This window comes from Heliomicrobium sulfidophilum, assembly GCF_057715735.1.
The window spans coordinates 1,988,965-2,003,477 of record NZ_JBVTZZ010000005.1 but is presented as its reverse complement, the minus strand read 5'-3'; the positions used below and the strand labels follow the sequence as shown (position 1 = coordinate 2,003,477).

The window sequence follows — 14,513 nt, the reverse complement described above, 5'->3', positions numbered from 1 at the left end:
CCGGGCCGTTCGCTAAGCGTTCCGCGGCGGCTCGCTGGCCGGTTCCGCTGGCGCGCCAAATCTCTGGGGTTTTTCTGCATGTAATGGCGCGCCGGACGCTCCACCGGCTGCGCTCGCTCTTCGCCGCTCCACGCAAACCGCTCACGACCCGGCTTCCCCCAGGCACTTTGCGTCATTGCGTTCGAAGGCAGGTCGCACCTTGATTTTCGCTTGGCTCATCGCCGATGTTGTTGGATTTGTGCAGGGGGAAGCCGGGCCGCTCGCTAAGCGTTCCGCGGCGGCTCACTGGCCGGTTCCGCTGGCGCGCCAAAGCTCTGAGGCTAGTCTGCATGTCGATGGCGCGCCGGACGCTCCACCGGCTGCGCTCGCTCTTCGCCGCTCCACGCAAATCGCTCACGGCCCGGCTTCCCCCAGGCACTTTTCGATAATACGGCGAGACTAAAGACGACAGCTTTCTTGGGCTGAACGGTTACCTGTGCTACTTCCGGCTTTACGGCCGGCAGTATAAAACATTTAAGGAGGTTTTCTCATGACGGATGTTACGTTGAAGGTGGAAGGCATGTCCTGCGGGCATTGCAAGGCGGCGGTGGAGAAGGCGCTGAAAGGTTTGCCCGGTGTGGCTTCAGTCGCCGTAGATCTGGCGGCTAAGGAGGTCACGGTCCGCTTTGACGGGACGGAGACCGGACTCGACGCCATCAAGAATGCGATTGACGACGCCGGGTATGATGTAGTCTCCTGATAGTCGCCATTCCAGGGATAATCTCCTGCAAATTGCTCCTCCTCTTCCCCGTCGGCGCGCCGGCGGGGTTGCTTTTTGACAATCTCCGATGAAGCCGGAGACTTTTTTGCTTTTTCCCTTGCGCAGTTCAGCAAAGTGTGATAAATTCTTTAGTTGTGTGGCTTCACGCCACTCCCTGCTCCGCTCGTTGAGGCGGGGCCATATGTCCGAAGGGAGGTGCCGATTGTGCGCGAATACGAAGCCGTTGTGCTGGTTCGCCCCAACCTGGAAGAGGAGGCCCTGCAAGGGGTCATGGACAAGTTCGTCAACCTCATTCCCCAACAAGGTGGCGAGATTGTCAAGGTGGACAAGTGGGGGAAACGCCGGCTCCAGTACGAAGTTAGCAAGTTCAAAGAGGCTTTCTACTTCCTCATGAACTTCAAGGGCGAACCTGCTGTCGCCCATGAACTGGAGCGCGTCATGAAGATCTCGGATGACATCATCCGCTTCCTGGTCGTCCGTAAAGACGAGCAGTAACCCACCCGCCAGAGTCAGCCTGCCAACCAGAGGGAAAAGGAGGTTTGAACCATGCACGATAGAGGCGATAAGCCTGAACGCAAAGGCCGCAAGGGACGCCGTCCCCGCCGCCGCATCTGCTTCTTCTGCGTCGACAAGATTGAATCGGTCGATTACAAGGAAGTGGGCAAGCTGCGCAAGTACATCACGGAACGGGGTAAGATTCTTCCCCGCCGGGTGTCCGGTTGCTGCGCCAAGCACCAGCGCCAGTTGACTACCGCTATCAAGCGGGCCCGCCACGTGGCCCTGCTGCCGTTCACTGTGAACGAGTAGCCATCGGTTTGCCGGAATCGCTCTTTTGCTCTTCCGGTTGAGCCAAAGTAACGCTGGTTTTTTCGAAACCGGAGAGATCTCAAAAATGGATCACTCCGGTTTCGTTTTTTTGTAGGTTTTTTCACCTGAATGTCGAATTTTTCTCTTACACGTACAGCATGGTACAGTGACCACTTCCCTGATACGAGCGAATAGGATGTCGGAGAAACATCTTGCCCGCCCTTCGGGCGCCCGCTCCCGGAAAGGAGTGATCCCCTTTTGAAACCGCTGTTCGCGTCTCCTTTCGCCCCGAACGATGGGCGGGAAGAGATCGCCTCCCTGTATGAAGGCGCAATACCAGGCGACACGCCGGAAACCGATCCTCAATCAGAGGCTAGGCGCGGGCGGATCCCCTGGCGCAAGACAGTCGCCCTCGCCTCCCTGCTCGGCATGTCCCTAGTGGTGACGGGATGCTCTGACGATCCGCCGCCGCCGACCGACGTTGAGCAAATCAGCGATGTCCAACCGGCCATCATGGAGGACGAGGAGGAAGATGTCGACGACAATGACATCTTCGTCTATAGCGGCGGCAACTACTACCCTTATCACGGTTACACTGGCTCCATGGCAGGGGGCACCCTCGTCCGGCGAGACAATGGAACCTATGTGCCTTATACGGGGTCGAAGCATCCCCCTTCATGGACAGCCAACCCCGGTTATGTAAAACCGACGACGAGCGCGTCCAAACCGACCACATCGAGCGGCGTCGGCACGGTGACCCGCAAATCGAGCGGAGGTTCCAGCAGTTCCTTCGGCTCTTCTGGTTCAACATCAAGTTTCGGTTCTTCCTCCTCCGGCTCCCGGTCGAGTTCGTCGGGCTCCGGTTCCTCCTCGAGCGGCGGCTGATTGGACGATATGGAAAGGATGATCCCTGTGCAACTCATCACGGATGTGGATCAAGCCATGGCAGCCCTCTCCTTGACAAAAGCGGCGCCCCTTTCCGCCGAGGTCGTAGAAGACGTGCTCATCCGTCTGGAAGAACAGCAGCGCCATTACCTCCTCACCTACTACCCGCCAGCAGGGGAACGCCTGGAACACTGGCTGGTCCAGATCCCCGAAAACGTAGGCCAGTACATGCCCAAAGAACCCCTGGCCCCGACGGTGGAAGCGGCGCTGACCAAGTGGCTCCAGCAGCGCTGGGTGATTGTCGATGGCGATATGGCCATCACACTGGCCGAGGGTCTCTGCGCGCTCGGTTTGTCTTATCTTTGCCTGTACCATCCCTTATCGCCTCAGGAAGAGGCCCACTTCGAGTTTCGCAAGCCTGAATACCAGGGCGCCCTGCTCTTTTAGGGGGGATCTCCTTTGCGCATCGCCCCTGTCTTAAGGGAAGACCGCGAGGCTTACCTGGACCGCTGGGAAGCTGTCGCCGACCGCTTTGAACAGGATTTGAACTTCACCTGGGCCTTTGACGCCAGGGGCCAACACTTTCTCAACCTGCACGCCCTCGTCCTGACCGCCGAAGAGGATGGCGCCCTACGGGAAGCCCAAAAGCAAGTGACCGATCTATTCCATGACGTCGCCCACTTCCTCGACAGTCATCCCGAGGCCCTCGACATATTGGGAATCCCCGCTATCCTGAAGCCCCACTGTCTCACCCGCCCCCTCCCCTACCTGACGGCCCTCGGCCGTTTCGACTGGTATTGGACCGAAGAGGGGCCCAAACTGCTCGAATTCAACAGCGAGACGCCCTTTGGCCAGATGGAGGCCTGCCGCCTCCAACCGGAGTTGGCCCGCCTTTTTCACTGTGACCTGTCTGACCCTAATGCCGGTCTGTCCGTTCGGATCGGCGACGGTTTGCGCGATTCCTTCCACCGCCAGGGCGGAACAGCAGATTCACTGACCGCCATCGTCGGCTTTTGCGCCGATCCGGAGGAACTGGCCACCCTCTCGCTGATCCGGGATCTGGCCAGCTATCCCTCCCGCGTCCTGATCGGCGATGTGCAAGCCTTGTCGGTGAATCATGCGGGGCAGCTGTGCCTGGGCGGCGCGCCGGTCGATCTGTTGCAAACCTTTTATTCCGTCGAGTGGTTCGCCCGCGACCCCGGCGGCCCCCAGTTCGTCGACAGTCTCGTCAAAGGGCGGTTGCGACTGATCAATCCGCCTTCCACGCTGGTCCTGCACTCAAAGGCGCTCTTCGCCTTGATCTGGCTGATCGCCCCCCAATTGACGGCTCAGCACCGTCAAACGCTGGAACGGTACATCCCTTACACCGCCCTCGACCCCGATCCCTTGCTCGGACGCCCCGCCCTAATCAAACCGCTACACAACCGGGAGGGCCTCGGCATCGTCTACACAGAAGCCCTTTCCCTCCATGAGGCCACAAGGGATGACGCGATTTACCAGGAACGGGTCGACGCCATCCCCCTTTCCTTTCCAGCGATGCGCAACGGCCGGATCCGGGAGCGCCGCCTCCTTCCGACGATCGGCGCCTTCTGCGCGAAAGATGAGTTGGTCGGCTACTACACCCGGCTCAGTCCGCTGATCGTGGGACCTCGGGATGTCTGCTGGGCGCCCACCCTGGTTGAAAAAAACTGAAGGAGGGAGCGATTCGATTGGTTCCGGCGAACTTTCTCAACGCCCTGCTCTATTTCGCCGTTTCGGCGCTGATCCTGTTGATCGCCGTCTGGGTCTTCTTCAAGGTGACCCCTTACAATGACGCCGAGGAGATTCAAAAAGGCAATGGCGCCGTCGGCCTCACCCTTTTGTCTAAGATGCTCGGCCTCGGCCTGATCCTCTGGTCGGCCATCTCCCACAACGACACCCTGCTAGAGACGGTCATTTGGGGATTCTTTGGATCGACGCTGATGATCTTCTCCTACCTCCTCTTCGACTGGTTGACGCCGAAGCTCGCCACCCGGGAAGAGTTGCAAAAAGGGAACATGGCCGTCGCCTGGATTCAATCCGGCATCTTCATCACCCTCGGCGTGATCATCAACGCCTGCATCAGCTAAGATAAAAGTCCGCTTTTCATCAGAAAAAGCGGGCTTTTATCTTAGCTGGGCCATCCCTTTGGGCCCAATGCTGCGGGCTATTCTTCCGCAGCATTGGAGGTCTTCAGGGGATGCGGCGTCCTTCCTTTATCACGCTTATCGTGGACCACCCGCGGATACAGGACGCCCGGTTCAGGCGCAACGATGTCCCGCACCCGGATCTCAAAGATATGTTCGTGATCGAAATCAAAGAGATAGGCGAACTTCTGCCTAGCCTGGAGGTTCAAGCGGGCCAACTGGGCGCTTTTCGCTTGAGCGGCTGATCCGGCGCCGCCAAACTCCGCCGCTTTGTCGAAGAGGCGGTTGTTGAGATAAAAGGCGTACCGGCGGTTATCCTTCCAGGCAAAAGCGTGCTGGATGATCTCGTGCAATTGGTGCAGAGTCTGTTCCCCCGCCACCTCCACATCGCGCGAAAGGCCGGGCGCCCCTTTTTGTTTTACCCGGAAACGGTAGACCAGGCGACCGGCAAACTCTGGAAGGTCGACAGCAGCAGCAGCGTCGCCGGAAGTCCTTCCCGGCAGGAGCGCCAGCGATTTGCGCAGGAAGCGGACCACCTCGCCAAGCAGTTCCCAGCCCGCGTCCGTCAGATAATCGTCCCATGACAGCCTTCGTTCTCTTCGCCGACGGTCAAAGTGCTCCCGCAAGGGCTTGACGAGGCGCTCCTCCACTTCCAGGCATCCGAGCAGGCAGCAGCGGTCCCGTTGCAGCGGAAGCAAGCGAGCGACGAAGGATTGGCCTTCTCTTGGCGGCTCAAAGTAACTGTTCAGGCAGAGTTCCCTCTCTTCGTCCCGCAACAGGTCATGGAGGCGGCAGCCGCTTTCTGAGCGCCACTCCAGAAGCTTGTAAAAGCCGAAAGGCTCTTCTCTCCAATTCCGCAGCACCTCGGCTAAGTGGGGGTGAAGCAGTTCCGGTTCGTGGCGCAAACCGGCCGGGTGGCGATCCGGTGGAAGGGCCATGGCTAAGTATTCCAGCAATAAACCGCGGGCTAATGAGTTCGGACGCAGCAGCAACTCAGGAGAGGCGCCCATCGAGTTGCCGAGCAGCATAATGGCCTCGGCCAGGTCGATCCGTTCACCGTCATCGAGCCATTCGCTCCAGCCGCGGAGCACTTGAGACCAGTAAGCCTCCGGCGCCGGCGAATCCTGAGGCGCTTGTCGCCACTCCTTCGGCAGGGCCGCCAGCTTCGGGTTCAACAGCGAGAAGGCTTTGACCAATCCCTGACGCCACTCGCTAAAGGAGAGGGCGTCCACATTGCGGAGACGTTCCGAGAAGGCCGGATAGAGCCACTGGGGCAGTTGTCCTTGCTCCCTCGCCGATGCAGAGCGGCTGAAGAGGCGCCGCTCCCAGAGGGCGATACGGCTCTCATCCTTGCCCAGGATGATCAGTTCCTGTCCCAGCAGAAAAAAACTACAGCGGAGATCCTGTCCTTCATCCAAGAGGCTCTTCCAATGAGTAGGCCGTTCCTCCCAGTAGTAGTTGACCCGCACCAGGGGAGAAAAAAGCTCATCGCTGCCGTCCAGGCAGCCTGTCACCCGCAGCAGATTGCGTCCCAGATCATAGACCCGATACAAGAAAGATCCACGGAGCCGCTTCACTTTTTCAGCCATGGTCAAGCTTTGCGGTTCCGATGCCTTGACCGTCTCGATCCACCAGTGCACCCCGGCATGATAAAGGGTGAATTCGAATTGTGTTTCGACGCAGGGGTGGCCGAAGATGTCTAAAATCAGCGGTTTTTCGACGAAAGCGCTCTTCAGCCATCGAACATGGTACTGGTGGGTCGCCTCGGAATGGCCCGGGTATCCTACTGTTTCCGGCAAGGAGCGCAGGTGGACATGCTCTGATCGCCAAGGCGCGACCAGAGCCGCATTCATGAGGTCTTCCACTATCAGATCGGCAGCGCCTCTGTCGCCTGGAGAGAAACCGGACTGCGGCCCGATTCGCTGCGCCATCCGCCGGCGCATGCGGCCGTGAATGTGCCAGGGGGCCAGGGGTTCGCTCACCGGAAGATCGACCTCGGTGAGGCGCCGCTCCAACATCTCCCACCAGGGAACCCCGTCAGAATCGCCGCGGGGACTCCGAATCGCCCCTTCCAGTTCGTAGTCCAAATTTTGCTGGGCATGAAGCCATACGAAAATCGCATCTTCCGGCGACATCTGGCGAGGGCGGAGCTTATGCAGCAGCCTCCGGCCTGATTCCGCCGAAAGGGGGGACAACGGCTGCAAGTAGTCAAGCAACTTTCCCAATTCCGACCACTGCTCGTTGATAAGGGAAAGGTCATCCTGCCTACCGTCAACAGCCTGCCAATAACGGAGCAGGGATTGTACAGCCTGCCCCAGTTCCTCTTGGTCGAGAGGAACCTCCCGGTTGCGGCAGCTTTCCATCTGCCACTCCTGACGACTCATCTCCTGCCAGAGCAGGAAGGAGGGATCTGTGGGGTTGAAACTCAACTGGCCCAGGCATACCGTTAACGACTTGCCCTGACCTTGCCAGGCGGCGCGGAAACTGAATACCGAATGGAACCAGCGGTTCTCCCTCTGCGCAAAGGCGCCCACAAAGGCATGCCCGAAAATCCCTTCCCGGAGTTCCCCCTTCCGGTTCAGGGAAAGGATGTTCGACTGGCTCATCGGTCAACTACCCTTCTTTCTCACCCAATAAAAATGCCCCCGTATGCACGGGGACCCAGAAAAACGTTTTCTGAAGTTCTGTTGCGTCACTTGTTTCTCCGAGGTCCCAGAGCCGCCGCAGCGTCCCCGAGAGATGCGGATTGTTCTCTTATACGCTATCTCTATTCGCTGCGCTTCCCTGCAATCCTGCCTTACAGATCCTTTTTCTCAAAAAAGTGAACTGCCAGCCCCACGGCGGTGATCAGGTAGGCCATGGCATAGATCACCATGAGTCTGCTCGGCGGAGAAGCGGCGCCGAAGGGTCCCTGGGCCAGCGTTGCCACAGCCGTTGCCTCCTGGACAGTCATGACCGTCATCAGTTTGCGAAAAATGGCGTCGATGGGGATGAGCAGGCTGACGGCGATGCCGATGTCGACAAGGGCGGCTTTGTGGACGATGCTTCCGACCTGTTCGAGAAAACCGCCCACCGAAGCCAGGACATAGAGGAGCACCGTCACGATGCCTGCCGTGAGGGGGCGCAGGAGGGTGCTGAAGAGCATGGCCGCCGCCAGCAGCACCAACGGTTGCAGGATGAAGAGAAAAGCGCCGAAGAGGCCGTGAGCGGCGTCAAGCATCGATACGGTTGTTCCATTGTAAAGCCAGTTCAGCAGCAAGATGCCGCCGTAAAGCACGAGCCCGAATCCGGTCAGCATGGCAGCGTGTCCGATGAACTTGCCTGCGATGATGGCGCGACGGGTCAGGGGCTTCGATACGACAGCATGGAGCAAGCCCGTTTCCACTTCGCCGGCGACAGCGCCCACACCGGCCAGCATGGCCAACAGGGTGAGCAGGAAGGACGCGAAATAAAGGCCCGATCCCAGCAGTTGGTTGCCAATGATCTGGCGCAGTAGCGGTTGCTGGCCCCGCAACGCCTGCAGGCGCTGAAACTCCTTGGCAGCAAACTCAAGGCCGATGGCATAGAGGAGCAGAAAGACCAGGGCGAGCAGGAGGGCCGCCAGAAAGACCTTTTTGCGGGCGCCTTCCAGGAAGGTGAGCCGGGCGAGAATCAGCATCGGTCAGGCCCCCTCGACAAACTGCAAAAATAGCGACTCCAGGGACTCCACCTGGGGTGTCACCTCATGGACGGCCAGGCCAGCCTCGACGAGGCTTTGAACAAGACGCGGCGCGTCGCCGCTCCCTTCGCCTGCTGTGAAGAGAATCTCTTGAAGCGCCGGCCCTGCCGCTTTCGCCTCTGCCAGAGAACGCTGGGACAGGAGGGAAAAACCGGCTGGGGCGGCAGCCGCCGATAGCCGCTCCAGTGAGGCGTCGCCGATGACAACACGGATCCTGCAGGCCTGGGCGGCCAGTTGCCGCCAGTCGCCCTGGTAAATCAGCCGTCCTCCCTTGATGATGGCGATCCGATCACAGACGGTCTCCAGTTCGCTCAGGAGATGGCTGTTCAGAAAGACCGTCTTGCCTGCCTGGCGAAGCTTTGCCAGCAGTTCCCGGACTTCCTTGCGGCCGATCGGATCGAGGGCCGATGTCGGCTCGTCCAGAAAAAGCAGGTCCGGATCCGGCAAGAGGGCGCAGGCTAGGCCGATGCGCTGCTGCATCCCCTTGCTGTAGCTGCCGACGGTCCCTTTTGCATACTCCTCCATCCCAACAAGGCGGAGGACCTCCGGCGCCCGCTGGGCTATTTCGGCAGCGGTCAACCCGAAGAGGGCGGCGTGCAGGCGCAGCAGATCCTCCCCGGTCAGCCAGTCGTGATAACGGAAGTTTTCCGGCAGGTAGCCTACCTTGCGCCGAACATTGACATCGCCAAGGGGCTTGCCCAGGATGCGCGCCTGCCCGCCTGTCGGATGGATCAGGCTGACCAGCATCTTGACCAAGGTGCTCTTCCCGGCGCCGTTCGGCCCGAGCAGGCCGAAGAGGGCGCCCCGAGGGACAGTCAGGGAGACCTCCCGGCACCCCCCTTTTCCCTGGTACACCTTCGTCAGACCATCTGTTTCCACCGCAAACATCTGCATGATTCTCCTTCGTCGGTCTGGGCACTTATGGATCGCATGATTGAAATCGAACGTTTTTCATTCCCGCAACAGCGATCAACTGTCCACCCTGCCTGCAATGGTCATTGCAATGACCGAGCCAGGCGGGCCGCGCCTTCCCTATCCAAGTCGCCTTCCAGACGATAGAGGATCCCGCTATCCACCCAGAAGAGACAGTTCTGCCCGCTGTGGATGTTGCGCGCGAAAATCGCATCGAGACCGCCGATGTCCACCTTCTCCATCCGCCCCTCGGCATAAGGGACGACCATCGTATGCCGCCAGTCTTCAATGTCAGCCAGTTGTTTGCGCAGATCGTCAGGCAGGATCGGCAGATCGAGCAAGGACTGGCGCAAGGCGTTGGCGTCCACGCCAGGTGGCGCCGTCATCTCCGGACTGGCAAACTGTTCGAGGAGAAAGGCCTGTCCTCCCTCAGCTTTTTCGTAGCTCAAGCGCGCCCCGGCAGGGATGCCGACGCGAAAAGACTTGCCTGACAGTTCAGAGGGCAGCAGGGCCTCCACGCCAAGCCCTTCCAGCAGGCGGTTCACCTGGTCGGCCTGAAGACGAAACTCGGCAAGCCCGCCGGTAAAGAGGGTCACCGACTCGGCCAGGCGAAGTCCCTCGGGAAGACGGGAGGGCACTTTGATGGCAAAGGGGAGTTGCTTCCGCGCCTCTGCCAGGGAGACAGGCCGGGATTCCGGTTTTTCAATGACCTCCACTGATCCGAACTGCTGCAGATCCACCTCACCGACGCGGGAACGGATCGACTGGGCCATCTGCTCCATCTGTTCCGGCGTAATCTTGACCGCCTGCATCCGCTGCGCCCGGAAGAGGGATAGAAAATCGGCTGTCGCCTGTTGAACAGGAGTCAGCGTCAAAGCGCCTGCCATTACAGTGACTGCCGATGCGGCAGCCAAACCTTTTTTCCAGCGACTGTACATTTCGAGACACCCTCCCTGTATCGATAAGTTCCACTGGACAAGATTTCCTCCAAATTCAATCTTTCGCCCTTTTGTCTGGAACTATGCATGCTCCTGGCGGAAGTCTGTCGCCGTACTTCCTCCAGAATAGATAAAAAAGCCCCGTGGGATACCTTTTCGTATTCCACGAGACTTTCCCCCATCGAATCGCTGTCGTTCCTTCACGTAATGAACACGCTATCGTTGCACCTTTGCCTTTTTTGGTTTTACTCCTCCCCACCATCAGCGGCAGCGCGAGTAACAGGTAACGCAGGTATTCATCGAGTCCCCTCCGCGAGTATTGATTCCAAATCACTTTACGGCAGGGGACCATGCTTTTCCAGCCGGGAACATCCTTTTCTCATCATATTATCATCATGATTTTACTTTTGGCGGTTGCAAAGGGGCTCACGGCGAAAAGCACAAGGTTGTCCCAAGGAAAAAAGCGCCTCGTTTCATCAGCCGTCACCTCAACGACGATCGTCCATTCATCTTTTGCTGGATGTTTCTTGCAATTTCGTTGTATCTCAAACATCCATCGGTATTCTCCGGTTGAGCATGTCAAGCACCTTGACACGTCCATCGGAAAACCGGATCGTCCACCGGATGGTATCTTTCCCCATTCTGGCTTTGAGAATGGCATCATCGCTTTTATCTTCACCGTTGGACAGGCGCAAGCCCAGCGCGCCGCGGGGACATACCTTGAGGCAAGCCCTGCAATCCCAGCAAAGAGCAGGCTCCCGGAATTGGATTTTTCCGTCTTCCCCGGGCGTCAAGAGGTTTCCCGGGCATATCGCCGCGCACCGGTACCCGCCTCCGCAACCATTGCAACGTTCCCGCTCGATCAATAGAACCACCGACAACCCACCCTTCCGGCAAGACCCCTCCCAGTCGGACCCAAAGAATCCTCCGTACACAGGGTTCGCCTCCCTAGAGGTATCCCAGCGCCTCCAGCTTGCGGATAATGCGACGGGCGCTTTCTTCCGGGGTGACGCGGTGTGTCTCCACAACCAGTTCGGGATCCAGCGGTTCCTCGTAAGGTTCCGTGATCCCCGTGAACCAGCGAATCCCTCCGGTCAGCGCTTTCTGGTAATGCCCCCGCACATCCCGGGCCATACAAGTCTCCAGCGGGGCTTTAAGAAAGACCTCGACAAAATTACCGCTATGCTGCGCCCGCACATATTCGCGCATCTCCCGGTAGGGCGTGGGCACCGCCGAAATGACGACCACGTCGTTGCGCGACAGGAGTTTGGCTAGGTAGGCCACCCGTTTGATCTGGTTGTACCGCTCCTGCCGGATGAGTCCTGACTCGGGAAAGAGGTGCTCACGGACCTCATCAGTGTCGAGGATTTCCACCTTCCGCCGCCGCGCGCCGACCTCCAGTCCAATGAGGTGGGCGAGCGTCGATTTTCCGCTTCCTGAAAGCCCCGTCAACCAGAGCGTAAATCCTGACTCTTTCTTGGGAACGGTTTGGTGTAACATAAACCTCCATCCTTCCGCCCCCCGCGTCACTGCCCGACCGGAAAGGCCCACCGTAAGGCGCGCCAGAGAAAGCCCCTGCGTTGTTCTCTACTCTATGCGCCTGGAGAGGCAGGGGTGCCTCGGAATTCGCTCTCCGCCGCGCCGGAAACCGTACTGGTGTTATCTCCTTTCGTCAACAAAAAACCTATGCACCTAAAAGAAAAAACCCCTCCTTTCATGGCCGATGGGGCCGGTTGAAAAGAGGGATCTGTCTTGCCTTAAAGCCGCTATGATTGGGTGATTAAGGCCTCATTGAGGCTGCCGGTCCGGTAACCGGTCAGATCGAGGGTCACATAGGTAAAGCCGAGGCTTTTCATATAACGGACGACTTCATCCGCCTGTTCGATGATTTTGTCGAGGCTCTCTCGTTCCACTTCGATGCGCAGCAGGCGATCATGGAAGCGGGCCCGCACCTGATAGAAGCCAAGCTTTTTCAGAAACTGCTCCGCCTTTTCCACCCGGTCAAGTCCTTCCAAGGTGATGGGGGTGCCGTAGGGGAAACGGGAGGAGAGACAAGGAGAAGCTGCCTGGTTCCAGGTGGGCAGGCCGAGTTCTTTGGAAAGGGACCGGATCTCCGCCTTCGTCAAGCCGGCGTCGAGGAGGGGACTGCGGACGTTCATCCGTCTCGCCGCCGTCATCCCCGGCCGGTAATCGCCCACATCATCAGCGTTGTTGCCGTCGAGGATGAAGGGGATCTGGCGGTCTTTCGCGATCTGCCAGAGCGTCTCGAAGAGGGTCGTCTTGCAGTGGAAACAGCGATCAGGGCCGTTCTTGACGAAGGCCTCCCGGGAAAACTCGTTGGTGGAGACAGTCAGCAGGGGTGCGCCAATGCGGCTCGCCAGTTCCTTCGCCTCGGCGATCTGGTGCTTGGGCACCGTCTCCGAGATCCCCATCACCGCCAGAGCCCGTTCGCCCAGGACATCATAGGCCGCTTTGAGCAGGAGGGTGCTGTCGACGCCGCCGGAAAAGGCCACCAGGACATGGCCCATTTCCCGAAGGGCCGACTGGAGCGCGGCGTATTTGCCATCGGTCGTTGCAACAAGTGTTGTCGTCATCTCTCTTTATGCCTCCGTACTGCCGGTTGATACGAACCGGGACCGGCAAAGGTTAGGGTTACAGTAATGCGCTTACTGAAAATCCGGCTCGAAAGCAATATTCGTTTTGCCTTAATGATGATTCGGCGCGGAGACCTTGTCATCCTCCCCACAATCAAAAATCTCATTACGATCCCTCAACGGCCGATCCTCTGCCAGCGCAGCAAACGGTCGGAAAGACGGCGGTAAAGGGTCATCAGCAGGAGGACAACGAGGCCGATGACGACAATGCCGGCCACCACCCGGCTGTAGTCGGCAAAATCGGAGAAGTACTTCACATACCAACCGAGGCCGCTGGTGGCGCCGATCATCTCGGCGGCTGTGAGCAGGATGAAGGCCATGACGAGGCTGATGGATCCGCCCGAAAGAATGTGGGGCATAGCGCCAGGAAGCAACACACGGGTCAAGAGCGTCCACCGGCTCACACCCAGCGTCCGAGCCGAGTCGACAAGCCCCTTTTCGACAGACTGAACGCCGGCCACCGTGTTGATGAAGAGGGGCCAGAAGGCGCCCACGAAAATGACGAAGACGGAGGAGGCGGTGAAGGTGGGCAAGAGGGCGATGGCATAGGGGATGTAGACGATAGGCGGTATGGGCCCCAAGAGGTTAGTGACGGGCTCGATGGCCTGGTGCAGGCGGCGCTGCCAGCCGACCACCAGCCCCAGCGGAACAGCCGTCGCCGTGGCAAGCAAGAGGCCCCCGATGAGGAGATAAAAGGAACTGACGATGCTTTTGCCGAAGACAGGGGCATCCTCCCAGAGCAACCGGGCTACCTTTTGGGGAGAAGGAAACAAAAAGGGATCGAGAAGGGGCACGGTGTCGGTGGCGAACACCCAGGCCAAAAGGACGCCGGCCAGGATCAGCAGGCGATCTCGCCATATCTGAGAATCGCTCATATCCCCGCCCCTCCTTCCACCTTCTCCAGTTCCTCCAGCAGACCATCCTGTAGCAGGGTGAGTATATCGTTGCGCAGCACCCGGTAGTTCAGATCATGGGCCAACTGGAACCGTTTGCGCAGCCGTCCGAAGGGTACGTCGATGATCTGCCGGATCCGTCCGGGGCTGGGGGAAAAGACGATCACCCGGTCGCCCAGGTAGAGGGCTTCATCGATGTCATGGGTAACCAGGACGACTGTCCGTGGGCGATCCCCTTCCTGACGCAGGCGCAGCAACAGATCCTGCAGGCAGATGCGGTTCTTTGCGTCAACGGCGCCGAAGGGCTCATCCATTAAGTACACCGGCGCCTCGAGGGCGAAGGCGCGCGCGATAGCCACCCGCTGGCGCATGCCCCCAGACAGTTCGCCGGGGTATTTGTGGCGGGCCTCGCCGAGTCCCACCATTTCCAGGTAACGGAGGGCCGACTCCCGGGAACCGTCGCCGACCTGTTGGTGGGCGAAACGGATGTTCTCCAGCGCTGTCATCCAGGGAAAGAGGGAATAATCCTGAAAAACGACGGCCCGGTCCAGACCGGGCCCTGTGATCGGTCTTCCCTCTACGGTGATAGCGCCCTGCGTGGGGGCGAGCAGACCGGACAGCAAGCCGATGGTGGAGCTTTTTCCGCAGCCACTGGGTCCTACGATGGTGATGAACTCGCCTTCCCTGATCTCCAGATCGATGTCTTGCAGCACCCACCGCTCATCGGCGGGATACTTCAGGGAGACGGATTCCATGCGCAAAAAGGCCACCGGGGTTCACG

At 59.2% G+C, this 14,513-nt stretch carries 18 protein-coding genes; 7 read left to right on the top strand and 11 right to left on the bottom strand.

The window, feature by feature from the left end:
* Positions 1–172: 172 nt before the first annotated feature.
* Positions 173–397, bottom strand: coding sequence for a hypothetical protein (locus AC0CW1_RS15110; RefSeq protein ID WP_488183827.1), 225 nt, complete (start codon positions 395–397; stop codon positions 173–175).
* 132 nt (positions 398–529) lie between these two features.
* On the opposite strand from AC0CW1_RS15110, the gene copZ reads away from it, so the two are divergent.
* The 7 genes from copZ to AC0CW1_RS15075 all read left to right on the top strand — a co-directional run bounded on the left by copZ (position 530) and on the right by AC0CW1_RS15075 (position 4,560).
* Positions 530–739, top strand: a complete 210-nt coding sequence (copZ, locus tag AC0CW1_RS15105) for a copper chaperone CopZ (protein WP_488183826.1) — start codon at positions 530–532, stop codon at positions 737–739.
* A gap of 225 nt (positions 740–964) precedes the next feature.
* Positions 965–1,255 (top strand): 30S ribosomal protein S6, encoded by a 291-nt coding sequence (gene rpsF / locus AC0CW1_RS15100; RefSeq protein ID WP_488183825.1) that lies wholly within the window; start codon positions 965–967, stop codon positions 1,253–1,255.
* 51 nt (positions 1,256–1,306) lie between these two features.
* Positions 1,307–1,567 carry a 30S ribosomal protein S18 gene (gene rpsR / locus AC0CW1_RS15095; protein WP_161261129.1) on the top strand — a complete coding sequence of 87 codons (261 nt, stop codon included), beginning with the start codon at positions 1,307–1,309 and terminating at the stop codon, positions 1,565–1,567.
* 258 nt (positions 1,568–1,825) lie between these two features.
* A complete protein-coding gene (locus AC0CW1_RS15090; RefSeq protein ID WP_488183824.1) occupies positions 1,826–2,452 on the top strand; it encodes a hypothetical protein in 627 nt (208 codons plus the stop codon).
* Positions 2,453–2,479: 27 nt separating this feature from the next.
* On the top strand, positions 2,480–2,899 hold the full coding sequence (locus AC0CW1_RS15085) for a hypothetical protein (protein WP_488183823.1): 420 nt from the start codon (positions 2,480–2,482) through the stop codon (positions 2,897–2,899).
* A gap of 12 nt (positions 2,900–2,911) precedes the next feature.
* On the top strand, positions 2,912–4,144 hold the full coding sequence (locus AC0CW1_RS15080) for a glutathionylspermidine synthase family protein (RefSeq protein ID WP_488183822.1): 1,233 nt from the start codon (positions 2,912–2,914) through the stop codon (positions 4,142–4,144).
* A 17-nt stretch (positions 4,145–4,161) separates the two neighbouring features.
* Entirely contained in the window at positions 4,162–4,560 is a 399-nt protein-coding gene (locus AC0CW1_RS15075; RefSeq protein ID WP_488183821.1) for a DUF350 domain-containing protein, read from the top strand.
* A 77-nt stretch (positions 4,561–4,637) separates the two neighbouring features.
* Here AC0CW1_RS15075 and AC0CW1_RS15070 read toward each other — a convergent pair whose 3' ends face one another.
* The 10 genes from AC0CW1_RS15070 to AC0CW1_RS15025 all read right to left on the bottom strand — a co-directional run bounded on the left by AC0CW1_RS15070 (position 4,638) and on the right by AC0CW1_RS15025 (position 14,502).
* Positions 4,638–7,223 carry an IS1096 element passenger TnpR family protein gene (locus AC0CW1_RS15070; RefSeq protein WP_488183820.1) on the bottom strand — a complete coding sequence of 862 codons (2,586 nt, stop codon included), beginning with the start codon at positions 7,221–7,223 and terminating at the stop codon, positions 4,638–4,640.
* 191 nt (positions 7,224–7,414) lie between these two features.
* Positions 7,415–8,275, bottom strand: coding sequence for an ABC transporter permease (locus AC0CW1_RS15065; protein WP_488183819.1), 861 nt, complete (start codon positions 8,273–8,275; stop codon positions 7,415–7,417).
* 3 nt (positions 8,276–8,278) lie between these two features.
* Complete coding sequence (locus AC0CW1_RS15060) at positions 8,279–9,223, bottom strand: ABC transporter ATP-binding protein (protein WP_488183818.1); 945 nt, start codon at positions 9,221–9,223, stop codon at positions 8,279–8,281.
* 107 nt (positions 9,224–9,330) lie between these two features.
* Positions 9,331–10,185, bottom strand: coding sequence for an anti-sigma factor (locus AC0CW1_RS15055; RefSeq protein ID WP_488183817.1), 855 nt, complete (start codon positions 10,183–10,185; stop codon positions 9,331–9,333).
* 382 nt (positions 10,186–10,567) lie between these two features.
* Positions 10,568–10,738 (bottom strand): hypothetical protein, encoded by a 171-nt coding sequence (locus AC0CW1_RS15050; protein WP_488183816.1) that lies wholly within the window; start codon positions 10,736–10,738, stop codon positions 10,568–10,570.
* Positions 10,731–11,060 carry a 4Fe-4S dicluster domain-containing protein gene (locus AC0CW1_RS15045; protein WP_488183815.1) on the bottom strand — a complete coding sequence of 110 codons (330 nt, stop codon included), beginning with the start codon at positions 11,058–11,060 and terminating at the stop codon, positions 10,731–10,733. The genes AC0CW1_RS15050 and AC0CW1_RS15045 overlap by 8 nt, the downstream gene beginning before the upstream one ends.
* A 73-nt stretch (positions 11,061–11,133) precedes the next feature.
* Positions 11,134–11,685, bottom strand: a complete 552-nt coding sequence (cysC, locus tag AC0CW1_RS15040; protein ID WP_488183814.1) for an adenylyl-sulfate kinase — start codon at positions 11,683–11,685, stop codon at positions 11,134–11,136.
* Positions 11,686–11,951: 266 nt separating this feature from the next.
* Positions 11,952–12,779, bottom strand: a complete 828-nt coding sequence (gene larE, locus AC0CW1_RS15035; protein WP_488183813.1) for an ATP-dependent sacrificial sulfur transferase LarE — start codon at positions 12,777–12,779, stop codon at positions 11,952–11,954.
* Between the two features lie 176 nt (positions 12,780–12,955).
* The gene (locus AC0CW1_RS15030; protein WP_488183812.1) at positions 12,956–13,714 is read right to left on the bottom strand and encodes an ABC transporter permease; all 759 of its coding nucleotides are present in this window, start codon (positions 13,712–13,714) and stop codon (positions 12,956–12,958) included.
* The gene (locus AC0CW1_RS15025) at positions 13,711–14,502 is read right to left on the bottom strand and encodes an ABC transporter ATP-binding protein (protein ID WP_488183811.1); all 792 of its coding nucleotides are present in this window, start codon (positions 14,500–14,502) and stop codon (positions 13,711–13,713) included. The genes AC0CW1_RS15030 and AC0CW1_RS15025 overlap by 4 nt, the downstream gene beginning before the upstream one ends.
* Positions 14,503–14,513 lie beyond the last annotated feature (11 nt).